The organism is Kovacikia sp. CALU 1929 (assembly GCF_056784235.1).
This window is the reverse complement of the sequence record NZ_JBXBCF010000065.1, coordinates 197,160-223,735: the sequence shown is the minus strand read 5'-3', so window position 1 is coordinate 223,735 and position 26,576 is coordinate 197,160. Positions and strand designations below refer to the sequence as shown.

The following is a 26,576-nucleotide window of genomic DNA, read 5'->3' as shown; positions in this document are numbered from 1 at the left end:
CACACAGGCAACCTGGGAAGGTTCCAGGTCAAAACAGTATAGATTGCCAGTGCCCTCATGGGAGCGATGCCTTGAAATATGGAAAAAATTTGCTTTCTCGTCCTGCCGGGGGAAGATGGATCACCCTACTTATCCCTGATACTGGATGATGAAATAAGGATCGACAAGACGCTTCCAGGGAGACCAGATCATGCTGTCGAAAGGGTTTGAAATTGAGATCTATACCAGCACCCCTGAGGGCGACATTGTTGGGCTTTCTGACAAAATTGTGGCGGCGCTGGATGGCTTTGTGCGGGAACCCGATAGTCGCAATGTGGAATATACAACCCCTCCCTGCTACCGCTATGAGCGACTGTTGTGCGACCTGGTGCGTCCCCGCACTCGTTTACGGGAATATCTGAAGCATTTGGGCGACTTTACCCTCACCCCTGGTAGCACCCTTGCCCTGGCAGGAACCGATCGCTTTCATCGCTCCGATCCTGGCAACCCCTATCACAGCTATATTGAGCAGACCTACGGCACAAAAGTGGTGACCGCCAGTGTCCATATTAATATTGGCATTGCTGACCCAGAGCTACTGCTGCGGGCGTGTCGGTTGATCCGGGTCGAAGCTCCCCTATTTCTGGCACTCAGTGCGTCTTCTCCCTTCTTAAATGGAGAGGTAACCGGATATCACTCCACTCGTTGGGGGCTATTTCCTAAAACGCCTGCCCATGTTCCCCTGTTTGAAAGCCATGCCCACTTTATTCAGTGGACTGAGCAGCAGTTGACCTTGGGAACCATGCAAAATGTTCGTCATCTCTGGTCTTCCGTGCGCCCCAATGGCGATCACCGCCCCTATAACCTCAACCGCCTGGAACTGAGAATCTGTGACCTGGTCTCTGACCCCATTTCCCTGCTGGCGATCGCTGCATTGCTAGAAGCGCGGTTATTGCAACTGATCGAGAACCCAGAACTCGATCCGTTGCAAATGAGCCAGCTTTCAGCGGAGACCCGTTCAGAAGACTTAATCGCCCTCACGGATGCCAATGAAATCGCCGCTGCCCGATTCAGCCTGGATGCAAAACTGAACCACTGGAAGGATGGCAGTCCAATCCATGCACGGGAATGGATTGAGCAGCTTTACCAGGAGGTCTGGGACGTTGCCAAAAAGCAAGGATTCAGTTGTTTCTTATTACCACTGAAAAAAACTCTAAGGGAAGGAAATGAGGCTCAACGCTGGCTCAAGCTCTATCACCAGGGGCTGGACGTTCGTCAGGTCGTTCAGCAAGCGATTCGGGAAACGGAAGCACAGGAATTAGCTCTGCAAGATAGCCTTTGTCAGCCCTTGGTGGCGTAGGGGTTGAGAGTTGAGAGTTTGTGGGTGAATGCACCTATCACCTATCATCTGGCACTTGACACCTGCCTCTCGATCCTTTTGCCTAATTCTGGCAAAACGGGCTAAAAAAGTTCAGAATATTTAATCAGTCTGTCCAGGAAGCCTTGGGTATTAAAAAAAACTATCAATTTATTGGGATTGACCGTCGAGGTGATGGCATCGTTTTAACCGGGATTGAGTCTAAAAAAATATGCTCAGAGTTGTTCTTGTTCATCCCCAAATTCCGCCCAACACCGGCAATATTGCCCGCACCTGCGCTGCAACTGGCACCGAGTTACACCTGGTTGGGCCACTGGGATTTGAAATCAGCGATCGCTACCTCAAGCGGGCAGGACTGGACTACTGGAGCTACGTTAAACTGCGCTATCACAACTCCATTGAGGACTTTCAGACATTTTCAGAAGCTCAGTCTGGTCGCTGGATTGGTTTCAGCACTTCTGGAAGCTGTAGCTATATAAAATTTGACTTTCTTCCAGATGATTGGCTGTTATTTGGCAGTGAAACCACGGGGCTTTCATCGAATGTACTCCATACCTGTGCTGCCACAGTCCACATTCCCATGAACCAACCTGGAGTCCGTAGCCTTAACCTTTCTGTCAGCGTTGCCATAGGACTTTTTGAAGCCCACCGCCAGCTTGGCTATCTATAGCGACTTTCATTTGCCTTATCTATATAGTCGCTATAAGCAGGTGGGACTAAGTCAATTTAAGACTTGTATAGGTTGGGTTGGAGTACTCCGGCTTCTGCGAAGGAACACTATATCTATATATATGCATCTAAAAATAGCTCTAAATGCTTTAACGATTCATTGGCTCAATTCGTCCCCTAAATAGGAGTAAAGAAGGAGTCAAGAGCCAGTCAGCTTTAGGATTGGGGGATAGCTGATAGGCAAGTACAGTATCGTTACCCAGGATACCAGAATCCTAACTTGCAATAAGAAATTCCTATAGACGATGAAGAAGTGGGTGGTCATCCCATCAGGGCTGTTGCATAAATTCAAACCCTTTTGCCTGATGGGCGGTAGAAACGTTGAGAAAGTAACTGCGCACTCTTTAAGCTTTCTGTCAATCTTTACCTTTCGTTCAGATCTGTGCTACATTTCACCACCTTAAGGCAGTTGTTTAATTACATCAGCCTTAGGACCGTTCATAAAGCTGTGCTAAACGTGGCTGATTGGACGTTTCAACCCTGTCCCCAGCAGGTTTACCTCATGCTTTTTTCCAAGCAGCAACCAGCCTATTTATCAGGTTTGATTTTTAACCCGACTGAAGCTAACCAGCCTCTTTCGGTTAAATGCTCAGCCGGATGCCATGGGCTAGGTCTGCAAGCATTTAGCAAGCGAACCAGAGATAGGAAAAATCAACCACAGACTTTTCTAAAGCTTGGTATCGATTTTTCCCGCTTATGTAAACTTGTCTAAATCGAAAAAGCAGGGTAATCTTGCCTAAGTGTGTTTACCCTCGGTGATTCGGATCCTCTTTTTCATGCGATCCATATCATTGACAGGTGAATCGTTTGAATGACTCGAGGACAGTTAAACGCTGGACATTTAGGAGGTCGTTTTTTGAAACGAGCATTTCCGCAGAAGGTTAAGCCTGTTCTTCCCTACGTCACTGAAAATGATGGGGTGGTAGATCAATCTAAGCAGGCTCTCTCAGAGGGCAGCCGTCGCTCTCGTACCTCTGCCGCAATGATTGGATTAGCGGCAATTTCAATGGGTGCTCAAAGCCTATTGTTAGTTCATCAAGGAGATGAGGCGATCGCAGCAGAACCGCTACCAAGCGAACCCGCAGCGGCAACCCCCTCGACTTTTGATCTGGCCGCCTTATCCTCTGGCGAAGATGCGGCTTCCCCTGCTCAATTTTCTGGTTTGGCAGGCGCTAGATTGATTGAGCATATTGTTCAAGAGGGTGAAACTCTCTGGCAATTGGCTCAGTCCTACAAAGTTGACGCTGTCACCGTTGCAACTCTGAATGGGGTTCCGCTTAATACGGTGCTTCGTGTGGGTCAGGTTTTGAGGTTTCCAGTCGATACCCGGGTAGCCAGCGCGGTTACGCCAGAAGTTGCGGAGCGCCCAATTCCCAGCTATTACGGGTTGATTGAGAAAGTTGAAGTCAAACCGTCTGTTATGTCTGATACGTCTGAAGCTACTACCGCTGAAGTTGCGCCTAGCGATGCAACTCTGAAGCTTCGGCAGGATGAAGCCCTGGATGAACTGAAGCAAAAGCGTGAAGACCTTCGGGTCAGCCTTTCAAGGATGAAGGCTGTTCATCAGGAGCCACAAGTTTTAAACCAATCCACAGAGCCTCAGTCTCAACTGACTGAAGGTTCAGGAACTCATCGGGTTGCCATCGGTGATACTCTGAGTGCGATCGCCCGGGCACATGGAATTTCCCAAAGAAAGTTGGCACAGGCGAACGGCATCACCAATCCTGATGTGATTCGAGTCAATCAAGTGCTGGTCATTCCCCAAGATGGGACTACTTCTCTAACTCAGCAGACCAGTTCAGCCAATAAATCCCTTGCTGTTCCAAACCTTGTCGCGTTGAAGCCCCAAGCTGACCAGTCAGAGTTGCCTATTATCACCGTTGATAGTGGATCTGAGATCTCCTCTGTTCCGGCTTCTCAATCTCGGTTCCAGCCCGCAGCAGGTCCCGAATTTCAAGGAAAAATTGCTTCGTTACCCGCCCCACCAGCTTCTGCAAGCGAAGGCGTTTCTACGGTTTCTACCCCAGTCAGTGTTGCCAAGGACGATATTCAGGTTGCCACCGCACCTTTTGTTCGGAATCAACCTGCTCAATCTGGCCAATCTACTGCGGATCAGCAGTATGACTATGTTGAAAACCTGCGCTTGGAAATCGTCAGATTACGGGAGAAGTACAGAGATTCGTCTGTAAGTTCTCAGATTACAACCCAGTCTGGTACTCGGGTTGCTGCGGTTTCTTTACCATCCGGTTCTGCAACAGGAGGTGAAGCCGTTTCGACGCGAGTGAATCCTGAATTCAGTTCACCTACGCCTATGGAGTCGGTGAGATCGCAGGTTCGCAAACTGCAAACCAAGGTTCAAACTCGTGAGGTTGATGCATCCGAATCGGCTTCTGCGAGACCGGCTCTGGCAACATCTCAGCCCCAAGTAGTGGCAGCAGCACCTCTGGGTTCCGAAAACTATGAACCCCTGTTACCCTCCTCCGTGGGTAAGATGGTTTCTCCCGATCTTCCTCCTTTGGGTTCTGTAGATTCTTACTTACCCGGAGCTTCTGGCAGATTTAATGGTTACATTTGGCCCACCAAAGGTGTTTTGTCCTCTGGATATGGCTGGCGATGGGGACGGATGCACAAAGGGATCGACATTGCGGCACCAACAGGCACCCCGATCATGGCAGCAGCCCCTGGTGTAGTCATTACAGCAGGTTGGAACTCTGGTGGCTATGGCAACCTGGTGGAAATCAAACATGCTGACGGTAGCGTCACCCTCTATGCCCACAACAACCGGATCTTGGTACGGCAGGGTCAGGAAGTTGAACAAGGTCAGCAAATCGCTGAAATGGGTAGCACTGGGTACAGCACGGGTCCTCACTGCCACTTTGAGGTTCATTTACCTGGGCACGGAGCGGTTAACCCGATGGCTTATCTGTCCAGACCAGGGGCATAGCACCATTTAAGTATCTTTGGTCTAAATGCTTTTAGGGAGCCATATGGCTCCCTTTTTCGGCTATCGCAATTCTCAAATGGCTGCATTTTGCTGCATTTCTCTGGATAAAAAGCTTTAAAGGGAATGAATAATAGCTCTGATGTGGCTTGTTATGCTATCTTAATAAAGCTGAATATTTAAGGCTCAGTAGCTCAGTGGTTAGAGCAGGGGACTCATAAGCCCAAGGTCGCAGGTTCAAATCCCGCCTGAGCCATCAAGAAAAAGAGGCTGTGTAAAGCTTCCAGCAGTTTTTTCCTCCGCGCGGCTTCTCAGATCTGGCTACGGTAGTGTTTCAAACAGGTTAAATCTGGTCAATATGCTATCGCCCTTCACCCTGTAGAATTGTGCAGTGCGCTCAAGTCAGAAAACACCAATGCCAAAGGCGAAAACTTTTGCAGAGCAATACCCAACCATCCATCGCTTTGTTGAAGAAATTGGGCGGATTGAAATTGGACAAGATGAGATGATTTCTGCTTTTGTCCGAGCCTACGATCTAGGCGGCACCGTTTATGAGGGCGAAGACAGCTACCCCAGCCTGGAAGCAGCGCTCCAGGATCTAGAAGCAGGAATTAAAGCCTATCTGGATGAGAACGGTATCTAGCGCCGAAAGTGACCCCTGACATTTGGGTTGTAGTCTCAGGCGAGATGCTGACAGAAGTGCGATCGCCCACAACTCCAGAGAATTGGGTGAATGCGATTTCCGCTCAAAACTGTGCCAAAGTGCGATCGCTACAATTAAAACAGCTACTTCTGTCATGCAGTGCTATGCAAATTGTTCTCCCCCCGAACTTGAAGAGTTAGTGCAACGCCAACTGGCTAGCGGTAAATATCAGACTGCGATCGATGTTCTTATCGCAGGCGCAAAACTCCTCGAACAGCAGGAAGGCATTTACCAGGGGCGGCTGCAAGAACTCCAACAGGAAGCCCGGATTGGATGGGAAGCCGCCCAGCGTGGTGAACTTGTCGATGGCTCCACGGCGATGGCGCAGATTCGTTCTAACTTACATTCTCGTCATGCTGCCGAGTCATGACTCCACAGTTTCGCCTCACCGAACCTGCAATCCGAGATATTGAGCAAATTGCAGATTACATCGCCCGTGAATCTGGTTTGGAGCAAGCAGATCGGTTTCTCTCTAAACTGAATGCAAAATGTTCCAAAATCGCTCAATTTCCCAATATCGGGCTACAGCACAACGAAATTTACCTGAATTACGTAGTCTCCCAATGGATCAGTACCTCATTCTCTACATACCAGCAAATCAATATTCTCACCGTCAGGCGAGCCATGCTGGGGCATAGGCTAAAGCTACCGGGCACTAAGCCCTACCCAAACTCATAGCCCTGATTCACCCAGTAATGCCAGTCAGTGTTTAGCTTTGCCTGGAATGTTGAAACAGTGTGTGCCACTCTCAATCGCTGGCAAAAGCGAGTCAAGAACACAGCAAGGACGGTATAGCGTTGAGCGATTTCGATTTTAGAACAGCAGAAATCTTTACATTCGGTTACATACCTCGGTTTCTCCCACCATTACCTACTGATCAGAGAACTCTGAGCATACTGGCAACACTGCTCACCGAGTCCATTGAGCGAATCTCGTCTAAAGCCTTGCGGAAGTTGCCCTCACGGACATCATGGGTAACGACCACAATTTCTGCCTGATTGCCGTTGACATCAGTTTGCACAACCGATTCCAAACTAACCTGGTGATCGCCGAAACAGGTCCCCAGTTTGCCGATAACTCCAGGCGTGTCTTGGGTCAGGAAGCGGGCATAGAAACGAGTAGTCAGGTCTTCCATCGGGGCAATGGAGCAATAGTGCTGATGGGAACAGGCAAGTAAGGGATCGAGCAGCGGTGTTCCGTCGGACTTAGTAAGCCGCCCTCGTTCGACTTTTAACAGCGCGGCAATATTCAAAATATCCGAAACGACCGCACTAGCAGTTGGACCTGAACCTGCACCGGGACCGAAGAACATCACCTGACCAACGGGTTCTCCCTCGACCAGAATGGCGTTGTAAACATCATTCACACTGGCAAGGGGATGGGCTTTGGGCACTAGCGTAGGGTGGACTCTCACCTGTAATTGTTCTGGCTCATCCAGTGAGGACTGTGGTGTTCGTTTTGCCGTTGCCAATAGCTTGATCACAAATCCCAGCTTCTCTGCGTAGGTAATATCTGCGGCGCTCACCTGACGAATCCCTTCACAGTGAACTTCTGGTAGCTTGATGCGTCCCCCAAATGCCAGGGATGCCAGGATGGCAATTTTATCTGCCGCATCTAACCCATCCACATCGGCGGTGGGGTCAGCTTCGGCGTAGCCTAGACGCTGGGCATCGGCAAGCACCTCAGAAAAATCGGCTCCCTCTTGCTGCATCCGAGTCAGGATGTAGTTGGTCGTGCCGTTGATGATGCCTGTAACCGTATGAATGCGGTTAGAACAGAGGGACTGCTTCAGTGGTTCAACGACGGGAATACCGCCACCCACAGCAGCTTCTAGTAAGACATAGACCCCCGCTTCTGCTGCGGCTTCAAAGATTTCTTCGCCAAACCGGGCGATCGCCGCCTTATTTGCTGTCACCACATGCTTACCGTGGGCAATTGCCTTCAGGATGAGCGATCGCGCCGGTTCTAACCCACCAATTACCTCAACGACAATATCGACGTTGGGATCCGTCACAATCGCCTCTAGATCCGTGGTGAACAGGTCAGAAGGTAGATCGACAGAACGGGGTTTGTCGAGCGATCGCACCCCCACCCGATAAAGTTCTAACTCTTGCACCAGTGGATGCCGCTGCGCCGGGTTCAGCAAAATCTCCACTGTACCTGTACCAACCGTTCCCAGCCCCAACAACCCAATCTTAAACCCCACAGTCCCAACCCCCTAGACAACACCAACAGCCAACGCTTTTTTATTCAGACCCCTCCTCTTCACCACCTCACCCCTTCTCCCTTCCCCCTACGCCCCTGGACCCATTACTGTAGACAACTCGCGCAGCTCAAACCGATAATTTTCAATCACAGGGTTTGCCAGAAGCTGATCACAGGCATGGTTAAGCTGCTCACGGGCAGTCTCTTCATTATCTGCACTCAATGTCATCTCAATAAACTTACCAATTCTGACCTGGTCGATATTTTCATAGCCCATGTGTTTTAGCCCAGACTGCACCGCCGTTCCCGCAGGGTCAAGAACAGACGGTCGAAGAGTAACATAGATGTGAGCCTGATACTTACGAGATAGAGTCATATTCTCAAATGATGGTGAAACCTGGCAAAACTAGCTTAACAGGGGGTAGGGAGCAGTCGCTATGAAAACCCACCGTACCCGCAGTCAGGAGAGAATTCTCAATGTGTTGAAGACGCTGAAGCGATCGATTTCGGCACAGGATCTCTATGTGGAGTTGCGAAACCGTGATCAGAGTATGGGGCTGGCAACGGTCTACCGGGCGCTAGAGGCGCTGAAGTTGGAGGGAGTTGTGCAGATGCGGACGGTGTCGGGAGGGGGAGAGGCGCTTTACAGTCTGGCACAGGAAGATCGGCATCACCTGACCTGCCTGCAATGCGGTGGAACCATTCCGATCGATGGCTGTCCGGTGCATGAGCTGGAAGCTCAACTAAATCAGTCTTACCAGTTCAAAATTTATTACCACATGCTGGAATTTTTTGGGTTGTGTACCCAGTGCCAGACAGCGAATACTGCCACCGACCCTGCAAACTAATCAACCCAATGGATGCTCACATTGTCAATTCGGTACAAACCCTGCTGCGTCAGGCAGCCTCTTTGCTGATTTATCAATCGGTACTGGATGGAGCCGCTGGACGGGCGTTTCTGGATCTTTTGCAAGCAATTCGCTATTCAGAGCGAAATGTGGCTGCGGAAAGTCTGGATTGTCTCCATGCCTATGGTCACTGGTTTCGGATATTAGCCAGCACGCAACAAAGCTGGCAGGACTATCTGCTGCAAAGGGTTTTGCGGGATGAAAATCCGTTTACCTGTCAGGTGCAGCAAGGCGATTGGAGCAACCTATCTCCGTCACTGATAACGGCAGTTCAGCATGATCTTCAAATTTTGCAAAATCTGTATGAATGCAGTGGAGAGCAGCTTAGTCATTGGGTCAAAGCTGCATCCCATCTGGCGGTTGCACCTGTCGCCTGGAACCATCAGGATGCGTCCGTACTGGATGAGCTAAGGTCTACCTTAGAGACAAAAAAGGATTGGGCAGAAGCCGTGGAGTTGCTGGCAGGTTTCTACCGTCAATACGGCGTAGGCTTGTTTGGGGAGTATCGAGCGTTTCGCTGGCAGGCTGGTGAGATGGTAGGAGTTGCCTATCCTGACCCAGTGAGAGTGGCTGATCTGGAAGGATACGAGTCTCAGAAGCAAGCCCTGTTAAAGAATACGGAGTTTTTGCTAGGTGGTTATCCGGCACTGAATGTGCTGCTCTACGGCAGTCGGGGTTCTGGGAAGTCGTCCCTGGTCAAGGGACTGGTGCATGAGTATGGAACCAGCCCTCTGAGATTAGTTGAGGTTGCTAAGTCTGATCTGAAGGATCTGGCGGCGATCGCCGAACGGCTCCGAAACCTACCCCAGAAATTCATTATTTTTGTGGATGACCTATCCTTTGAGGAAGATGAGGATGCCTTCAAAGCATTGAAAGTGGTGTTGGAAGGTGGTTTAACGGCAAGACCGCAAAATGTCGTGGTCTATGCCACTTCTAACCGCCGCCACCTGATTCGGGAGTTTTTTGGCGATCGCCCCCGTCCCAGCGACAGCGAAGAAATCCACGCCTGGGACACGGTACAGGAAAAGTTATCCTTTAGCGATCGGTTTGGCTTAACTCTGACCTTTGAACCAGCCGATCAGACAACCTACCTCAAAATTGTTCATCACCTGGCAACCCAGGCGGGTATCTCCCTGGATACAGCGGATCTGGAACACCGCGCCCTCCAGTGGGCAACCCGCCATAATGGACGTTCTGGGCGATCTGCCCGCCAGTTCGTAGACTTTTTGACCGCAGAACTGGCGATATAGCTGTAACCATCCGGATGAAGACAAATTAATGCATATTCAGGAAATCTGTTATGCAACCTACCATTCAGCCCTCATCCCCAACCCTTCTCCCTGGGGAGAAGGGAGTGATTTTCAAAGTCCCTCTCCTGTTGGAGAAGGAGTTGGGGTAGAGACAGAGTCAAATTATGCACAATCGGTTGGTTGAAACTGCATTAAGGGATGTGCCCCAAAATAAAGTACTCACTAGACAAGCTGCTCCACGATGGATTCCCGCCTGCGCGGGAATGACGTTGGGACTTTATTAATTTGCGAGTCCCTAAGAAGCGCAAATGCTTGACACACCGTCCTTTCTCCCCTGACACCTAACATCTAACACTTGCCACCTGCCTATAAATTAATCGTTCACCTCGTCACTAACCCGCTGATGAACGGTTTCCTGGAGGTGTTCGGCGTGTTGTCGCCCCTCAGCGGCCAACTTCCTGGCTTCTTCTTTGATATCATCTGCGGTATTTTGCAACGCCTCAGCCGCCCGACTTAATACGTTTTCGTGTAGGGTCTCTGCCTGTTGCCGCCCCTCCGCTGCTAGTTCGCGAGCTTCTTCCCGAATGGTTGCGGCTGAAGAATGCAGCGCTTCAGATGCTCGATTCAAAACATTTTCTTGAAGGTTTTCTGCATGTTGTCGAGCTTCCGTTGCTAGTTCTCTGGCTTGTTCATTCGTATTCATCGTCTTTTCCTATTCATAGATTTCAACAGCCCCATCCTCACTTTTGCATGATTCAATCGCTGGGTTAAGAACTGCTGACAGAACGATAAAAAAATTAGTTCTTTGAAATAAAAGCTGTATTGCTCAATACTTTTCAGTTGTTATTTTTTAGTTGTCAGAAGCAGGTGGAACTGAGCCATTTTTTAAGCGTTGAATCCCAACCTGAATGCCTAACCCCAATAAACCCAGGGAGGCAAACCCAAACACTCCAGTTCCCAGGGCGCTCATGCCAACGACGAGGGTACGCACCGCAGCGGAAATCCGGTGAACGATGTAGTTATCGCTGTGAATCGGTTTAGTGGCAAAGCTATGGGCAATCGATAAGGTCATCTTGTAAAGCGCGATCGCCAGCACTCCCGCCACGATCGCCCCCAGCAAACAACGCCAGGGACCCGGCAGCTTAGAACCAGAATCAGACGACTCGACTGCCCCTTCGGAGGACTGAGTAACTTCGCTCATGAAGAGAGTACCAGGGTGAACCATTGCATTCATTCTACCCCCTCTCCCTCAACGCCCTCGCCACGACTGCCATTCCATACACTCGAATCCCATGTCGCCTCAGGGTTCGAGCAGCGGAGCGGGCAGTGGCTCCGGTGGTGTAGATATCGTCCAGCAGCAGAACGGGGCTGGTGGGCTGTTTCTTGCAGAAGGCTTTGCCGGGGGTGAAGGCTTCTGTCAGGTTCTCTTCCCGTTCGGTGGCAGAGAGAGCGAACTGGGCAATGGTTTCCTGCGATCGCTCCAAGCCTTGACGTTCCAAGGGCAGGCGAGTCAATTCACAGAAACTTTCTGCTAACAGATCTGCCTGGTTATAGCCCCGCTGCTTTCGTTTAGTGGCATGCATCGGAATGGGGACAACGGTTAACCGACTGGGAAACGAGTTGCTAGAGAGCCAGGACTGTGCCAGCCAGCCAGCTAAAGGACGGGCAATCTGGGGACTGTTTTCATATTTGAGAGCGGCGATCGCCCGTTTTAAGCTTCCGCTATAGCCACCCCAGGCAAAGACTGGTAGTGTCCCTGGCTGTAACTGCTCCGTCTCAGCCAATTGACCCCTTTGTACCTGACGCAAACAGTATTGACAAAACACCTGATCTGCCGAACGCTGGCAGAGCGGACATTGGGCTTCTAGAACCAGTCCGGCTAATCCACGTAGATGCCAACCTAAGTTTTTCATGCAAAATTTCCCATCATTTATGCCAATCTGCCCGACTGGGCAACTCCTATCCCCAACCGATTGTGCCCACCTGTAGACTGGGAAAAACCATCCAGAGGAGTTGTCGTCAGTGCCATCCTGGAGCAACGCCCGCTTTCCACGCCTGTCCTATCATGCAGCGCCCCGAATAATGACCAAGCCTCAGCATTCCCGCTGGGTTCGGTATGGGGTCGCAATTCTTGCAGTTCTCCTGGGGCTGCTAATGATGCTGACGCTAAACTCCTGGATCCCAATGGGTCAATCGCCCTTTCTGATTTTTTTTGCGTCTGTGATGGCGAGTGCCTGGTATGGAGGCTTGGGTCCTGGTATGGTTGCTATCTGTCTGAGTGCGGTGGCAGCAAAATATTGGTTTATTCCCTCGACCGGATCCTGGCAGTTTGAAGATCCTGCCGGTTTACTGCGGCTGGTGATTTTTGTTCTCGTATCGTTGTTGCTTTGCTCTCTTAGTGCCGTGCGGCGGCGACTAGTCAAAGCGCTGCAAACAGAGCGTGACCTGGTAGCGGCGGTGGTCAGCACGGCGGGTAATTTGATTGTGGTGCTGGATCGCCAGGGCAGGATTGTCGAATTTAACCGGGCGTGCGAACAGGCAACCGGGTATTCATTTGAACTTGTGCGGGGAAAACACCCGTGGGATTTGTTTCTGCCCGTTGAAGAAGTAGAACCTGTCCAGGAAACCTTTCGCAAGTTGCGGGCGGGCATTTTTCCGAGTGAGTACGAAGGCACCTGGATGACTCACACGGGCGATCGCCGTTTGATTGCCTGGTCTAATACCGTTTTACTGGATGAAGAAGGATTTGTTCGATTTGTGATTAGCGCTGGCATTGATATCACAGAGCGGAAACAGGCAGAAAATCGGCTGCAAGAAACTAACCAGGCACTACAAGCACTGATTCAGGCATCCCCCCTGGCGATCGCGGTTTTGGATCGAGTCGGTCGGGTGAAGCTATGGAATCCGATGGCAGAGCGGATGTTTGGCTGGCACCAGGACGAGGTACAGGGGCAGGTGATGCCCACGGTTTCCAGCGATCGCTGGGCAGAATTTCAAGTAAATCTCGCTTCTACCTTACGGGGAGAGGTATTAAACGGGCTGGAAATTTGCCGTCAACGGCGTGATGGTAGCCCAATCGAGATTGGACTTTGGACGGCTGTGTTGCGCGGTAGCAGTGCTGAAGACGATAGCATTATGGCAATCATGGCAGACCTGAGCGATCGCAAACGGGCAGAAGCCGCCCTCAAACTGAGCCAGGAACGTCTGACCAGCTTTTTTGAAGGAAATATCATTGGCATTGTGTTTGGCTATCTCGATGGCAGGATTGAGCAGGCAAATGATGCCTTCCTGGAAATGATCGGCTACACCCGCCAAGACCTGGAAGCGGGTCATTTATCCTGGATCACCATTACCCCGGTCGAGTACCACGAAATGGATCAACAATGCATCGCTGAAGCTAGAGTCAGCGGTGCCTGCACTCCCTTCGAGAAAGAATATATTCGCAAGCATGGGGGGCGGGTTCCTGTTTTATTGGGTTTTACACTGCTGGGAGACGATCGACAGGAGTTCATTGCTTTCGTCCTGGACTTAACAGAACGTAAGCGGTTGGAGCATACTCTGCGGCGGCAGGCAGAAGAATTAGCAGAAGCCAACCGGATGAAAGATGAGTTTCTTGCCGTCCTTTCCCATGAGCTAAGGACACCGCTCAACTCGATGCTGGGTTGGTCGCGCCTGTTGCGCATCCGTCAACTGGATAGCGAAATGACTGCCCGTGCGCTTGAAACCATTGAGCGCAACGCTCGCCTGCAAGCTCAGTTAATTGAAGATATTTTGGATGTCTCTAAATTAATTCGCGGCAAGCTGCGTTTAAAACCACGCCTGACTGAGTTGGAGCCTGTGCTTGAAGCCGCAATAGATGCCATGCGTCCGGCAGCAGAAGCCAAAGAGGTCGAAATCAAATGCCTGTTGAATTCTGAAATTGGCAGACTGTTAGGGGATCCCGATCGCCTGCAACAGGTCTTTTGGAATTTGCTATCCAATGCGATTAAATTCACCCCTGAAGGCGGGCAGGTCGAAATCTGGTTATCGAAGGTGCGAAGCAATGAAGCCGTGGAAAGCACCCTTCAGAACCATGTGCCCGTAGAGTATGCCCAGGTTCAGGTGATTGACTCTGGTAAAGGTATTAGCCCAGATTTTCTACCCTTTGTGTTTGATCGCTTCCGGCAAGCCGATTCCTCCATGACCCGTGCCGATGGCGGCTTGGGGCTGGGGCTGGCGATCGTGCGTCATCTGGTTGAGCTACACGGAGGCACTGTTCGGGCTGACAGTCCAGGGTTAGGGCAGGGATCCACATTTACCGTTAGACTTCCCCTGTTGGGCGATCGCCAACCCGACCTGGCAGGCATCGTTTCTGACCGACAAGCCCTGAGCGACATTCACCCCGCGCTGCAAGATCAGGACTACTCTGCCCTCAACTCCACCCTGGCATCAGACAGTTCCAATCTATTTCCAGCGGGACAGATGGCATCAGAACCGTTGGCGGGTCTGCACATTCTTCTGGTGGATGACGAAGCCGATGCCCGCGACTTCCTAAAAGCCGTATTGGAACAGTATGGAGCAACCATCACGGTTGCAGCATCGGCAGCAGAGGCATTTAGCCTGATCCTGGCGGTAACAGACCAGGATCTACCAGAATCCCCAAAACTTGATGTTCTGCTCAGCGATATTGCCATGCCCCATGAAGACGGATATTCCTTTATCCGCAGAGTCCGCCACCTCCAGGCAGACCGTGGCACCTTCACCCCCGCCCTCGCCCTCACGGCTTACGCCCGCCGGGAAGACTATGAAAAGGCATTACAAGAAGGGTTTCAAATGTACCTTTCCAAACCCATCGAACCCACTTCATTAGTGACGGCAATTTTAGAACTGGCAGGAAGAGAGAAAGGGGAGAGCGAGGGGGAAGTTGAGAGTTGAGAGTTGGGATTTGAGAGTTGGGAGTTTTGAGGGGAGAGTTGGGAGTTGAGAGTTAAAAGTTGAGAGTTTACAGAAAATATCCCAGTACCCGATATGCAATACCTAACTCTACAATTCTGCGAGATTGACGGGAAAGGTCTCCCCCAGGGTAGAAACGCGATCGCCCGTCACCAACTTTCGCCCCCGCCGAGTCTCCACCACGCCATTGACCTTCACTTCACCCGCTTGAATCAGCAGCTTTGCCTGTCCTCCTGTCTGGACCACTCCAAGCAGTTTCAAAAATTGTTCCAATTTGATGATGTCAGTCTTAGGCATGGAAAGTGGTAAAGAATAAGGGGAGAAGAGCGCGGGGACCGGTTTAGTAAATTAGAGCCATGTGGGAATTGGGAGCAGCCGTTAAGGTTTTAGAGGTTGGGATTATGCGGTCTAACAGTTTACCAATTGACGTACACCCTAACCCTACCACCCGGCACCGTTCGGTTGATCGCTCACGTCGAAGCCTGACACCTGGCACCTTTCTTCCCTTAGACCTGCACCTAATCCCCTGACCAATGACTGATGACCAATGACCAATGACCAATGAACCACACAGACCTACGCCTCCTCCTCCAGCAACTTGACCAGCAAAACTACAAGGCATACAAAGACCTGAAGGGACGCTACGAATTTCCTGATTTTACGCTAATCATTGACCGGGTACAGGGAGATCCTTTTGCATCGCCAAGTCAGTGCCGGGTCAAAATTCGGCAGGCTGAGTCCGGTTTTCCTGAACCCCTTTACAGCAACCGCAGTCGAGAAATTGCTTTACGCGACTACCTGAACCGCCAGTTTGACCAGGCAGCCCATACAGTGCGTCAACGTCGTGGCAGTGGCAGCAGCGGGTTAATTGCCATTACCCAACCAGGGCAAACTGTTCTGGAGCGGACCTCCATCTTTATCAGTGAGGCAGAGGTCGAAGTGCGGTTTGTCGTGGGACTGCCCGCATTTGGACGGCGGGTTGCGGGGTTTCAGGCCGCAGAAATGCTGTGTGATGATTTACCAGAACTAGTCGATCGCACTCTTAAATATGCCTCTCTCAATGCCAAAGCCCTCCAGCACCATGTTGAAACGGCTGAAGATGCTGACTGGATTCGTGACCATTTGGTAGAAAAAAAGCTGGTTGCGTTTGTAGCAGATGGTTCGATTCTGCCCCGCCAAAGTGGGGTGGATAAGCGTCCGTTGCAAGAGGAAAGTATTCCATTTCAGTCACCGGAATCGCTTAGGACCGAGTTCACCTGTCCCAATCGGGGCAAGATTACGGGGATGGGCATTCCAGCGGGAGTAACGCTGATTGTGGGTGGCGGTTACCACGGTAAATCTACACTGCTGAGGGCGATCGAATTGGGGGTCTATAACCACATTCCCGGTGATGGCAGGGAGTTTGTCCTGACTGATCCAGCGGCAGTCAAGATCCGGGCAGAAGATGGACGGAGCATTGCGGGGGTCGATATTTCGCCCTTTATTAACCATCTGCCCCAGGAACGTTCGACTACCCGATTTTCAACTCAAAATGCCAGCGGCAGCACTTCCCAGGCAGCCAACATTGTGGAAGCGCTGGAAGCGGGAGCATCACTGTTGCTGGTCGATGAAGATACCGCCGCCACCAATTTCATGATCCGCGATCGCCGGATGCAAGCCCTGGTCGCTAAAGATAAAGAACCGATCACACCCTTTATCGACAAGGTGCGCCAGCTTTATACGGAGCACCAGATCTCAACCATTCTGGTCATGGGTGGTAGCGGCGATTATTTCGATGTCGCTGACATCGTCATTGCCATGCAGGACTTTCAACCCCAGGATGTGACCGCACAGGCAAAGGCGATCGCCCAACAATACAGCACCGAGCGCGTATCCGAAGGCGGGAAACAATTTGGTTCTCTTGCCCCCCGGATCCTGAGCCTGGGTAATTCCTTCTCTGAAGATGACCGTCCACCCAAACGGAAAGTGCGCGATCTTGACACTATCGTTTTGGGAAAGGAAGAAATCGACCTGTCTGCCGTAGAGCAAATTGTGGAAACCGCTCAACTACGGGCGATCGCAGCAACTATGCTCCACCTTCAGCAGCATGATATAGACGGTAAACAAGCCCTACCAGATATCCTCAATCGCATCATGGCAACGATTGATACTCAAGGATTCGACCCACTTACCTTTCTACCAGAAGGCGATTTTGCGATGTTCCGTCGGTTTGAGCTGGTAGCCGCGATCAATCGGTGGCGATCGTTGAGTTAGCTCAAGACTCCAATGCACAATCCGGAAATCGCCCTAGCTGATTTGCTTCGACGATCGCGTTGCGGCACTCTAGTAAGCTTTTTCCAGTTCTACGGGATAGCTCCCTCAAGGAAATAATAGGATGGCTCCCTTGGGGTGCTAAGAGGTATAGCTCATAAGCTGACTCCAGAACTTTGTAGTTCAGCATAAGAGGCTTCACAGAAGCTGCTACCACGTCAAACATATCCAACCCCCAGCAGTCGTGTAATCATCAATTTGTAACTATACATCTTGGGTAATTTGGCTGATTCTGTCCTCTATCCTTCTATGGTTTTAAATATCTCCCGTGTGGTTGATGCTTATTCGTTATTGATTTGTTGAACTATTAGATGGAGTCGTACCATGAACCAAAACTAGATTATGCATAAGATAAACATTGGGCTTTCTGATAAGCAGCGCAAAGGTGTTTCTGATTTGTTGAACAGCGATCTGGCAAATGCCTATTTGCTATTGATTAAAACCAAAAAGTTTCACTGGGATGTGATTGGTCCCCAGTTTCGCACTCTACATGAACTGTGGGAAGAGCACTACGAAGCATTGACTGAAACTATTGATGCGATCGCAGAGCGCGTTCGGATGCTGGGCTTCTACCCGATTGGCAGTGCCCAAGGTTTTCTGGAAAGAGCAACGCTTAAAGAAGAAACCAAAGAAATTCCGAACGCAACTGCCATGGTCGAAAAGCTGGTCTATGACCACGAACTGATCATTCGCAATTTGCGTGAACACATCGACCAGTGTTCTGAGGAATTTCATGATGAAGGAACGGCTGACTTTTTGACCGGGCTAATGGAAGGTCATGAAGAAATGGCGTGGATGCTGCGCTCCTTCCTGGAGGGTGAGTCTGTTCAGCCAGAAGATGGCGGCACTAGAAAAGAGCCAGTCGGTGCATCCCGCTAATTCATCCATTAGGGATTCGTTTGGCGTACATGTAGGGATAGCCATTAGGCGAACGACGATTAGCCAGCGCAAAATATGGTCAAATCGTCCCCTTTCCCTTATGACACCTGACATCTGACATCTGACACCTGACACCTACTATTACCTGCAATAGTTTGATAAGAATGGGGCAAGGCGATTGAAACAGCCTGCCCCATTTCTATTGGAAGCCATTAGTATTTCAGACTCAACATCAGTAGAAGCAGGAACTTTCAGTAATTTTTTTGACTAAATACAAGAAGAATGTTCCATTCGGTTCAATTTCATGCATAATTGTGCCCGACTAACTACCCTTCGAGCTATGACACCTAGAACTAACGCTAAACCCAGCGCCAAAGTGCCGGAATCCCCTGCACCCTCCACCAGCAACCCCTATTCACCTTCAGTTCCAATTTCAATCTATCGGGAAGTGGCAACTGAGTTGCAGTCCGTCAAGACCAACGTGGAGTCATTGAGGCTGCAAAACCAGGAGCTAACCCAGCAGAACCAGCAACTGCGGGTTGAGATTGAGCGGGTTGTTCAATCGGCTCTGCAACTGCGCCAGGTTGCGGATGCTCACCACGCAGGTCATCTGGCTACATCCGATACACCCCAGCCAGATTTGGAAGTTTACTTTGAAGCCCCCTCCGCTCCCGTGCCGCAGCCTACTGCACCAAAGACGGGAAAAAGTGAGCACCCGGAACCCCCTGCTTCACAAAAGCCTTCACAAAAACCATTGTTTACAGAGCAAGCGTCTCTGCCCAGGCGTAAGCCCGATTCGCCTCGCTCCTCCGATGTTGGAGGCTGGTGGCTGGTGTTGGCAGTTGTGGTCATTGTGGTTACTGCTTTTGGCACAGGCTTCTTGATTGTTCGTCCGCTTCTACCTAGCCGGTAAGCTGAAGAAAACCCCGCTAACGGATCCGTCAAGCAAGGTCTCGGTCGCCTATTGACGGAAGGGGCGATCGCGTCATAGAAAAAGTGTATCTTTGTCTACAAAAGATTCGCTTTTGACGGTGGTAGAAAGTGTCATGCTAGATAGCAGTGTGGCATCCAATATGTAAGGTAAGGAGTGTGGAACTTGAAAAAAGTAGAAGCAATTATCCGCCCATTTAAGCTCGATGAAGTCAAGATTGCCCTGGTCAACGCTGGTATCGTCGGCATGACGGTTTCTGAGGTAAGAGGGTTCGGGCGACAAAAGGGACAAACTGAACGCTACCGGGGTTCAGAGTACACCGTTGAGTTTTTGCAGAAGCTCAAAATCGAGATTGTGGTTGAAGACGAGCAGGTTGATATGGTCGTTGAAAAAATCATTGTGGCTGCTCGCACGGGTGAAATTGGAGATGGCAAAATCTTTATCAGCCCAGTTGAACAAATCATCCGCATCCGGACCGGAGAGAAAAATCTGGAGGCAATTTAAAGTTTGCCCGAAAACTTTCTGGTTTGAATCCTTTATTTAGCCGTCAGAGCATTTTGGGTAAGCTTTTTGCTTTCTCCTAATTTCTCTAAAAACTTGATTTATGCAAAATTCCAGATTGGCATTGAGGCTCCCCGAAATTTTCAAGGGTGCCTCTTTTTGTACCGCAGCAATTATTTAATAACGGCATCTCCACGGGTTGTAGGGTTGACTACCCCCACTCCTCAATTTGTTGCGCCTCTGACTGTAAAAGGCTCTGGCGCAGCTCATGCCAGTCGATTTGCTCTGTAGACAAATTCTGAATCAGTGTTCCCTGACTCAGATGCAATACTCGATCGCAAAACTGGGCTGCCAGGTCTAGCTGATGGTTTGCCATCAGGATAGTCGTTTGACTTTGCTGGTTTAGATCGAACAACAATTTCATCAAAAACTCACCCCGTCCCACATCCAGGGCAGAGGTTGGCTCATCCAGTAACAAAATTTCAGGCTGAAGCACCAGCGCACGGGCGATCGCGACCCACTGCCGTTGTCCTACCGAAAGCTGAAGCTCCGTCCGTTCCAGCCATTCCGATGGAATATGTAGCCGCTCCAGCCACTCATTTACCCGCTGGTGAATGACTCTTTTCGGCAATCCCTGAAGTACCAGGGGGTACTCCAACGCTTCTCTTGCCGTCATCCCTAGCAACTTCGACTCCTGCAACACCAGCACAACCTGCCGACGCAGTTGGGTCACCGGAATGTGGTTCAGCGGTTGATTGTTGAGATAAATCGTTCCGCCAGATGGCTCACTCAACCGATTCAGCAGGCGTAACAACGATGTTTTTCCCGCCCCAGAAGCCCCCACCAGAACAACGCGATCGCCCCGAAACACTTCAAACGAAATATTTTTCAGTAACTCACTCGCCCCTAACCCAACTTTAGCCGCCGCTTTTCCAGATAAAAGCAGCCTGGGAGCAAAACTGACTCCCTCAACTCGCAGGTGAGAATGAGCCGTGTTCAAACTGCTGCCCTCAATGACTGCAAAACTCTTCTTCAGTTTACAAGCTTGTCATCCCTGCGCCATTTCACCCAGTGGCTTAAATCGCCTAGGTCAAGGCTGTCCAAATCGCCCAGCCATCCACTGCCAACAGCAGCCACGTAAATCCCAGCAAAATGAAATACATCCAGGGTTGGGCAAGTGGGCGCACATCCGCTGTGTCAATCCCTGTATGAGCTTGCACCTGACGAACCAGTTGCGCAAACCCAGCAACACGCATGGGCAGTAGATAGGCTTGACCTGAAGCGCTCAGAAAATAGTAAACCAGCCCACCCTGACCTGTGGAACGAGGTTTCAGAGCTTTAATTTCTGTCCAGGGCAGCGACCAACCTCGCCGGAAGAACCCAGGAACCCAATTGGGGTAGGTGACTTGAATCCCTGTCCCATCCAACACAACCCGCTCACAAAGAACCGCATACAACGCCACTCCTCCCAGTCCAACGCCCAACCCAAGGAGATAGGGAGAAATGCCCGATCTGGCAACCTGAGCTAAAAAGGGCAACGTTACGGTTAACGCGAGGTATAAACTCAGAAGCGTGAAACGGATCAGCGGGGAAATGCGAAAAGTAGAGACCTCGTCGGTCTCGGCAGGGGATGGTTGCAAAGGCAGATCGGGTTTGTGGGAGGATAGCAGATTCAGTTCTGGGACAAATGGGCGATCGCGATCCACAATATTGACGCTCCATGTTTACTCTACAGTGGTTTACTGTAACTCAACCCTAGCTAACTTACAGCCGCTTTGCTTCGGTCGTAAAGGCTACTCGGATAGGCTTCTTAGTAGGGGCTGGCAGTATTAACTACGGCTGTTGAGCCTTGTGAAAAATGGCGTGGCTCACCAAAGCATAAAAGATCCGTAGTTCAGGCGTATTTGGATTTAATTGTTACCAATGGCAAAACTTTGGCATGATTCAACACGTAATAGGGCTTCATGTATCAAGAATCAAGAAAAGTTCAGTAGATTTTCTGGAAAAACCGACACAAGGGACAGAATTTGTTGCTGAAATGGTCTGGTTTACTGGTGAAAACAATCAATTTCTATCGGCATGATTCGCTCAAGCCTCACAAGCAAATTCGTTCCTGACAGTGTGACTGTCAACAAAAATCTAAGTATTCATCTACAAGGGTAAAGAAGAAAACCTTGATCCGGAAAATAATACCTGTTGTATAAAGTATTTTTTTGGTTAGTGCTGATTTGTGTGGTTGATTCTGAGAATCAATTAGAAGTTGTATGAATTGAAACTTCGTTTTAATCAATCTGCCTATTCAGTAGCATCGCTGATTTTTCAAGGGCTTGCTTTTCCTCCTGTAAATTAAATCGAGACTCTTCAATTTTGCTTTAAACAATGCTCAACTGCCCTCATGAAAAATTCATGTGGTTCCACCTTACAACCCTGAAAAATCAGTAGTATTCATTAGCTCTGTGTATCAATAGAAGACATTAGAATGGGTATCTGCGAAACATTAGAAATCGAATTCAATCCAAAGGTATCAGTTTTCAAAATGACTCGTTTTCAGGTTCAGCTATTTAGCGGATCTGATTTAATTTGTGGGAATGTTAGGTTTGAAATGTGATGGGGAGTTTCCATTTAATCCAGCTTCTTTGGATTTTTTTGAACCATCCTGGTGTTAACTCCTCAGATTTGATTCTCTCATAGCGCAGGTAGGTCTGCTTCCACCAATGAAACACGACATCGAGTATCAGCCCACAAATGCGGAGGTGGGCATTTACGAATGTGAGATTCATCTCAAGTTCAGGCTGATTGAGGAGAAGGGAGTATTGAGCGATCGCGATAAACTCCTGGAAATGCTAATTGAAGCCTTTGCCTGTGGTTCCGATGAGTACATGGAACCGCTTCAAATTGAGGTACAGGCACAGGAAGTGCCTGAGGTGCAAGCGTCGCCCCAAATGCGCCGTCGCCTGATTCGACTGAGGAATTCAAGGGAACTGGCATAACTGCTATCTCCCAGTGTCGGTAATCGCCACACTGGGAGAGCGCTTCCCCATCGTAAAAGTTTCCAGAAATTTAAGTTGACAAGGTGCAACACCGTTAGTTACCTTAATAAAGGTCTGGCTAATAAGCCCGGCTGGTTGATACGCCCCCATCGTCTAGAGGCCTAGGACACCTCCCTTTCACGGAGGCGACGGGGATTCGAATTCCCCTGGGGGTATTAACGAATTACAAAGGGAGAGGAGTTTAAATTCTTTCTTCCTCTTTTTATTTGGTAGCTTCGGTCTATCAATTCGGCTCATCAGCGCGTTGCTGAACCGAATCCTCGATTCAGAGATCATAGATGGTATCGTGAACCTCGCGGGAATGCCAATATTGGGAAGCCTCAACACAGTGCGCCCATTCTTCAGTCCTTTGCCGTGCTGTGTTCCCTATGGGAATACCTAAGCGGTTAATCCTGGAGTACAGCAGGCTCAAACTGGGTTTTACAACCTCCTCAGAATGAAGTGGTCCCGACTGGCTAGACAATTCTAAGGGATCTCTAAGCTCTGAAAAATTGAGATCTCTCCTGTCCGCTGCATTTGAGTCGTTAGATTGAGCTAGGAATTTAACGGAGCGGTAGATATTGCACTTGTCCTTCCCATTCGCCCTCAAAACTCCCCTCCGTGGTCAATATGATTTCTTCGATCTCCAGCCTAACTGGACGCTGCGACTAATCTCAAAGACTCCTGGCATTTCTAACCCTGTCTGTACGCGCTCATAAGCATATCGAGTCATTGTTTCTACATCATGGGTTAATAGAATTCGACACTGTTGTGCCGCCCATTCCAGAATGACTCGATCATCGGCGTTGCAGAATAGGGGTATGAATAGGGGAAATTTTCATGCAATGTCCTGAATGCGGCTCCACTCATATCCGTAAGAATGGCAAGAAAAGAGGTCAGCAAATTCACATCTGTGTTGATTGTGGTCGCCAATTGATTGTCCTCTATAACCCTCCGAAAGGATACCCAGATGAGTTCCAGCGAGAATGCCTCAAAGTGGGTGTCAATGGTTCAGGGTTTCGAGCGATCGAACGGGTTAAGGGAGGGCATCCCACAACGGTGCTCGATTGGGTTGAGCAAGGGGGGCAACCTCTGCCGGGTGCCTACGCCCCTGAAACCATTCCTGAGGTTGGCGAACTCGATGAGTTAGAAACGTTTGTCGGCTCAAAAAAACAAAATCTGGCTGTGGACAGCGGTTGACCCCTTCAGACGAGGAATTTTAGGCTGGGTGATTGGAGATCATAGTGCTCAGACGTTTGAACCCTGATGGAATCTAGTCTTGCTATGGACTTGCTTCTTCTATGTCACAGATGGAAACCGGGTCTATCTTCTGTTTATCCCAGACGAAGACCATCTGGTCAGTCAGACCTACATGATTTGGGTGGAAGGAGAAAACACTCGATTCAGACATGATCTGGCTCGACTGCATTGTAAGACGTTGGGTTATTCAAAGTTAGTGAAGATGCTAGGACGCTCAGTTCGATTGCTACTTCACTATCTGAAATTCTGGGATGTTCCGGTTCCGCCATGATTCATACTTCAATCCAGCAATGCCCGAAAAAGACGGTTATGGAAACAAACCCAAGCGAATCCATAATTGCCGTGCTTCTACCTGAGCAGGGTTGTTCATCTTCAATTGTTCTACGGTGACTACTCCAATCACCGTTACTCCCACAATCCTTCCAGATTCAGCATCAACCTGAAAATGCGCACGCCACTGATCTTCTCTGGGCTGAAAGAGTCGAACTTCGGTATTGAAATCAGGCAACGTTCCGCTGATATGAGTTCCTTTACGGAGATTGCAGGAGCGACCTCCCCCAACTGGACAGTTAATGCATCTAAGGCTTGTCCTGCTGTTGTACCAACAGAGTGTTTATCTCCTGCGATCGCACGATAGAATTTTTCACCGTTCGCATCAGAGATAGGCAAAATTGTTACTGTAATCATACTTCTAGATCAAAACCGATTGCCTCAAATTATAACTTTATCCAATTTCATTCGCTATTTCATCGCAGCCATCTGATCCGATTACAGCGATTTTCAGATGAGTAGACCACAATTGCGTGTGGATGGGTGGATGGGTGGATGGGTGGATGGGTGGAATTGCCAACGACTAAATTAGTCAAATACTGGTTTCCGTATAGGGTATTTTGACAGTGAAGATCGCCCCTTTTCCCAGTTCACTGTCGATCATAATGTCGCCTTGATGCAAATCAACACAGGTTTTTACCACTGCCAAACCTAAGCCTGTACCCGTGATGTCACCCACGTTCTGCGCTCGGTAGAATGTCTCATAGATGCGGGATTGATCTTCCACCGGAATGCCAATTCCCTGATCACGAATTTGAAATATGACTGCACTATCATCACAACTCAATCGAAAATGGATTGGAGTATCGTCCAGGGAATATTTGATTGAATTAGAGAGGAGATTGGTTAGTAGCGATCGCAGCAACTTTTTATCCATCGAGACCTGTTGAGGTTGACCATTGCTGTCAAAAATCAACGTCCGCCTGCTCGTCGATTGCATCTCCTCTATCAGTTGCTCACAAAAGGCTTCCAGTTCAAATGGTTCTGGGCTAAATTCCAGTTTGCCAACCTCTGCTCTGGTTAAGGTCAAAATATCCGTGATTTGTTGACTCATCCGTTTTGCAGTGAGATAGATACGCTGGATATTTTTCTGCTTCTGTTCTTCCGTCAAATAATCACGGTTGACCTGCATCGATTCCGAAGACAACAGGATAGTACTCAGTGGAGTACGCAGTTCGTGGGATGCCATTGAGAACAGGCGTAACTTGAGTTCACTCAGTCCTTTGGTTCTGGCTAGCTCCTGATTCAGGGTGTGCAGAAACAGCACCAGACTACCTGTGAGTAACAGTCCGATCAGTAGCGTGGCGATCGCGCCATAGCTGGCTCTACTGGCTGAAGTTGGGGCAGGAAAAAACACAATTCGCCACTGCCGTTGCCCCACTTCCAGACGACGGGTGCAGTCATCGCTTTGAGCACATTTGACCAGCCCGTGTTCTACAGAGTTGACCTGTTCTCCCTTTACGAATACCCGTTTCCGGGTTGCATCATAAAATCCCAGAAACTGCTTCTCTGGTTCTGCATTCTGGTCATAGACAGCAAAGTTTATTTCATTGCTCAAACTCTGCAAGGATTCCTCTACCACATCTGCCACCCGAAAGACCCCCAGTAAAAATCCCGCCATCGGCTGACTGGTGAGACTGGGGGAACTGGTCGGCTTGGGCTGATATACGGGTAAAAAGACCAGAAAGCCAAACTGGTCTTGGTTTTCCTGAACCAGTCGGATGCGTCCCGTTGCGGTACTTTCACCCGTATCTTGAGCAATTTGAATTGCAGAGGATCGCGTTGGATCGGAATTCAAGTCATACCCTAATGCTTTTTCATTGCTAATAAAGGGTTCAATGTAAGTCACGGGTACATAGAAGGGGCGATCGCCAGCTGTGATCAGTTGGTTTTTGCTGGTTAATTCCTGAATTCGGAAATTAGGATAGCCTGCCGAGCGCATCTCGCTTTCATAGGCAGAGCGGGCAGAACGTTGCACCAGTGGTGCCCATTCCAGCGCCCGAATACCGGGGTAGGACCGGAGTGATCGCTGCACAAACCGTCCAAACTCCTGCCGCCCCACCTGCAACTGGTTTGCTGCGTAGTAGTCACTGATTGATACCAGGACATCCGTGTACCGATTCAGGCTGCGCTGAAGCACGGTCGTCAGGTTTTCAATCTGCTTCTGAAACCGGGTCTGGTTACTGGCAAATTCCCAGCGTTGAACAAAAACTGCCGCCGCCACCGACAGTCCCACGCCCATTCCCAGAGTGACCCAGAGCGGTAGATGGCGACGAAAATGAAACTTCAGTTTATCCAACGCTAAATTCAT

General features: G+C 49.7%; 24 protein-coding genes, 2 tRNA genes and 1 pseudogene. 17 read left to right on the top strand and 10 right to left on the bottom strand.

Annotation, left to right across the window (positions count from 1 at the left end):
- Positions 1–190: 190 nt before the first annotated feature.
- The 7 genes from gshA (at position 191) to AC1S52_RS12705 (ending at position 6,408) form a co-directional block, all read left to right on the top strand.
- On the top strand, positions 191–1,339 hold the full coding sequence (gene gshA, locus AC1S52_RS12735; RefSeq protein ID WP_482029385.1) for a glutamate--cysteine ligase: 1,149 nt from the start codon (positions 191–193) through the stop codon (positions 1,337–1,339).
- Positions 1,340–1,568: 229 nt separating this feature from the next.
- Positions 1,569–2,027, top strand: coding sequence for a tRNA (cytidine(34)-2'-O)-methyltransferase (locus AC1S52_RS12730; RefSeq protein WP_482029384.1), 459 nt, complete (start codon positions 1,569–1,571; stop codon positions 2,025–2,027).
- A gap of 870 nt (positions 2,028–2,897) precedes the next feature.
- Complete coding sequence (locus AC1S52_RS12725; protein WP_482029383.1) at positions 2,898–5,030, top strand: peptidoglycan DD-metalloendopeptidase family protein; 2,133 nt, start codon at positions 2,898–2,900, stop codon at positions 5,028–5,030.
- Positions 5,031–5,210: 180 nt separating this feature from the next.
- Positions 5,211–5,283 (top strand) — tRNA-Met (locus tag AC1S52_RS12720).
- A 159-nt stretch (positions 5,284–5,442) separates the two neighbouring features.
- Positions 5,443–5,670, top strand: a complete 228-nt coding sequence (locus AC1S52_RS12715) for a hypothetical protein (protein WP_482029382.1) — start codon at positions 5,443–5,445, stop codon at positions 5,668–5,670.
- 22 nt (positions 5,671–5,692) lie between these two features.
- Complete coding sequence (locus AC1S52_RS12710; RefSeq protein ID WP_482029381.1) at positions 5,693–6,100, top strand: ribbon-helix-helix domain-containing protein; 408 nt, start codon at positions 5,693–5,695, stop codon at positions 6,098–6,100.
- Positions 6,097–6,408, top strand: coding sequence for a type II toxin-antitoxin system RelE/ParE family toxin (locus tag AC1S52_RS12705; RefSeq protein ID WP_482029380.1), 312 nt, complete (start codon positions 6,097–6,099; stop codon positions 6,406–6,408). Before AC1S52_RS12710 ends, AC1S52_RS12705 begins: the two co-directional genes overlap by 4 nt.
- Before the next feature lie 199 nt (positions 6,409–6,607).
- Here the strand turns inward: AC1S52_RS12705 and AC1S52_RS12700 are convergent, their stop codons facing one another.
- Together AC1S52_RS12700 and purS are read right to left on the bottom strand one after the other, a co-directional pair.
- Positions 6,608–7,936 carry a homoserine dehydrogenase gene (locus AC1S52_RS12700; RefSeq protein ID WP_482029379.1) on the bottom strand — a complete coding sequence of 443 codons (1,329 nt, stop codon included), beginning with the start codon at positions 7,934–7,936 and terminating at the stop codon, positions 6,608–6,610.
- An 87-nt stretch (positions 7,937–8,023) separates the two neighbouring features.
- A complete protein-coding gene (gene purS / locus AC1S52_RS12695; RefSeq protein ID WP_482029378.1) occupies positions 8,024–8,311 on the bottom strand; it encodes a phosphoribosylformylglycinamidine synthase subunit PurS in 288 nt (95 codons plus the stop codon).
- 61 nt (positions 8,312–8,372) lie between these two features.
- Between purS and AC1S52_RS12690 the strand changes: the two genes are divergently transcribed.
- Together AC1S52_RS12690 and AC1S52_RS12685 are read left to right on the top strand one after the other, a co-directional pair.
- A complete protein-coding gene (locus AC1S52_RS12690; RefSeq protein WP_482029377.1) occupies positions 8,373–8,783 on the top strand; it encodes a Fur family transcriptional regulator in 411 nt (136 codons plus the stop codon).
- Positions 8,784–8,791: 8 nt separating this feature from the next.
- Positions 8,792–10,093: an ATP-binding protein gene (locus AC1S52_RS12685; RefSeq protein WP_482029376.1), complete on the top strand. Its 1,302-nt coding sequence runs from the start codon at positions 8,792–8,794 to the stop codon at positions 10,091–10,093.
- Between the two features lie 373 nt (positions 10,094–10,466).
- Here the strand turns inward: AC1S52_RS12685 and AC1S52_RS12680 are convergent, their stop codons facing one another.
- The 3 genes from AC1S52_RS12680 to AC1S52_RS12670 form a co-directional block, all read right to left on the bottom strand.
- Positions 10,467–10,796, bottom strand: a complete 330-nt coding sequence (locus AC1S52_RS12680) for a hypothetical protein (RefSeq protein ID WP_482029375.1) — start codon at positions 10,794–10,796, stop codon at positions 10,467–10,469.
- Between the two features lie 147 nt (positions 10,797–10,943).
- Positions 10,944–11,294: a DUF3082 domain-containing protein gene (locus AC1S52_RS12675; protein WP_482029374.1), complete on the bottom strand. Its 351-nt coding sequence runs from the start codon at positions 11,292–11,294 to the stop codon at positions 10,944–10,946.
- 34 nt (positions 11,295–11,328) lie between these two features.
- Positions 11,329–12,006, bottom strand: a complete 678-nt coding sequence (locus tag AC1S52_RS12670; RefSeq protein WP_482029373.1) for a ComF family protein — start codon at positions 12,004–12,006, stop codon at positions 11,329–11,331.
- A gap of 169 nt (positions 12,007–12,175) precedes the next feature.
- On the opposite strand from AC1S52_RS12670, the gene AC1S52_RS12665 reads away from it, so the two are divergent.
- Complete coding sequence (locus tag AC1S52_RS12665; RefSeq protein ID WP_482029372.1) at positions 12,176–15,007, top strand: PAS domain S-box protein; 2,832 nt, start codon at positions 12,176–12,178, stop codon at positions 15,005–15,007.
- A 108-nt stretch (positions 15,008–15,115) separates the two neighbouring features.
- Here AC1S52_RS12665 and AC1S52_RS12660 read toward each other — a convergent pair whose 3' ends face one another.
- Positions 15,116–15,322 (bottom strand): RNA-binding S4 domain-containing protein, encoded by a 207-nt coding sequence (locus AC1S52_RS12660; protein WP_482029371.1) that lies wholly within the window; start codon positions 15,320–15,322, stop codon positions 15,116–15,118.
- A 264-nt stretch (positions 15,323–15,586) separates the two neighbouring features.
- On the opposite strand from AC1S52_RS12660, the gene AC1S52_RS12655 reads away from it, so the two are divergent.
- The 4 genes from AC1S52_RS12655 to AC1S52_RS12640 all read left to right on the top strand — a co-directional run bounded on the left by AC1S52_RS12655 (position 15,587) and on the right by AC1S52_RS12640 (position 19,649).
- Positions 15,587–17,278 carry an ABC-ATPase domain-containing protein gene (locus tag AC1S52_RS12655; RefSeq protein ID WP_482029370.1) on the top strand — a complete coding sequence of 564 codons (1,692 nt, stop codon included), beginning with the start codon at positions 15,587–15,589 and terminating at the stop codon, positions 17,276–17,278.
- A 399-nt stretch (positions 17,279–17,677) separates the two neighbouring features.
- On the top strand, positions 17,678–18,214 hold the full coding sequence (locus AC1S52_RS12650) for a Dps family protein (protein ID WP_482029369.1): 537 nt from the start codon (positions 17,678–17,680) through the stop codon (positions 18,212–18,214).
- A 340-nt stretch (positions 18,215–18,554) separates the two neighbouring features.
- On the top strand, positions 18,555–19,127 hold the full coding sequence (locus AC1S52_RS12645; RefSeq protein ID WP_482029368.1) for a coiled-coil domain-containing protein: 573 nt from the start codon (positions 18,555–18,557) through the stop codon (positions 19,125–19,127).
- Between the two features lie 174 nt (positions 19,128–19,301).
- Entirely contained in the window at positions 19,302–19,649 is a 348-nt protein-coding gene (locus AC1S52_RS12640; protein WP_482029367.1) for a P-II family nitrogen regulator, read from the top strand.
- 208 nt (positions 19,650–19,857) lie between these two features.
- Here AC1S52_RS12640 and AC1S52_RS12635 read toward each other — a convergent pair whose 3' ends face one another.
- On the bottom strand, positions 19,858–20,646 hold the full coding sequence (locus tag AC1S52_RS12635; RefSeq protein ID WP_482029366.1) for an ABC transporter ATP-binding protein: 789 nt from the start codon (positions 20,644–20,646) through the stop codon (positions 19,858–19,860).
- A gap of 85 nt (positions 20,647–20,731) precedes the next feature.
- Positions 20,732–21,352 (bottom strand): hypothetical protein, encoded by a 621-nt coding sequence (locus tag AC1S52_RS12630; RefSeq protein ID WP_482029365.1) that lies wholly within the window; start codon positions 21,350–21,352, stop codon positions 20,732–20,734.
- 1,008 nt (positions 21,353–22,360) lie between these two features.
- Between AC1S52_RS12630 and AC1S52_RS12625 the strand changes: the two genes are divergently transcribed.
- From AC1S52_RS12625 to AC1S52_RS12615, 3 genes and pseudogenes are all read left to right on the top strand, one after another.
- Positions 22,361–22,636 carry an Npun_R1517 family heterocyst differentiation transcriptional regulator gene (locus tag AC1S52_RS12625; protein WP_482029364.1) on the top strand — a complete coding sequence of 92 codons (276 nt, stop codon included), beginning with the start codon at positions 22,361–22,363 and terminating at the stop codon, positions 22,634–22,636.
- A gap of 142 nt (positions 22,637–22,778) precedes the next feature.
- Positions 22,779–22,851, top strand: a tRNA-Glu gene (locus AC1S52_RS12620).
- 664 nt (positions 22,852–23,515) lie between these two features.
- A pseudogene (locus tag AC1S52_RS12615) lies at positions 23,516–24,206 on the top strand (IS1 family transposase).
- 134 nt (positions 24,207–24,340) lie between these two features.
- Here AC1S52_RS12615 and AC1S52_RS12610 read toward each other — a convergent pair.
- Positions 24,341–24,622 carry a hypothetical protein gene (locus AC1S52_RS12610; protein ID WP_482029363.1) on the bottom strand — a complete coding sequence of 94 codons (282 nt, stop codon included), beginning with the start codon at positions 24,620–24,622 and terminating at the stop codon, positions 24,341–24,343.
- A gap of 175 nt (positions 24,623–24,797) precedes the next feature.
- The gene (locus tag AC1S52_RS12605; protein WP_482029362.1) at positions 24,798–26,576 is read right to left on the bottom strand and encodes a CHASE domain-containing sensor histidine kinase; all 1,779 of its coding nucleotides are present in this window, start codon (positions 26,574–26,576) and stop codon (positions 24,798–24,800) included.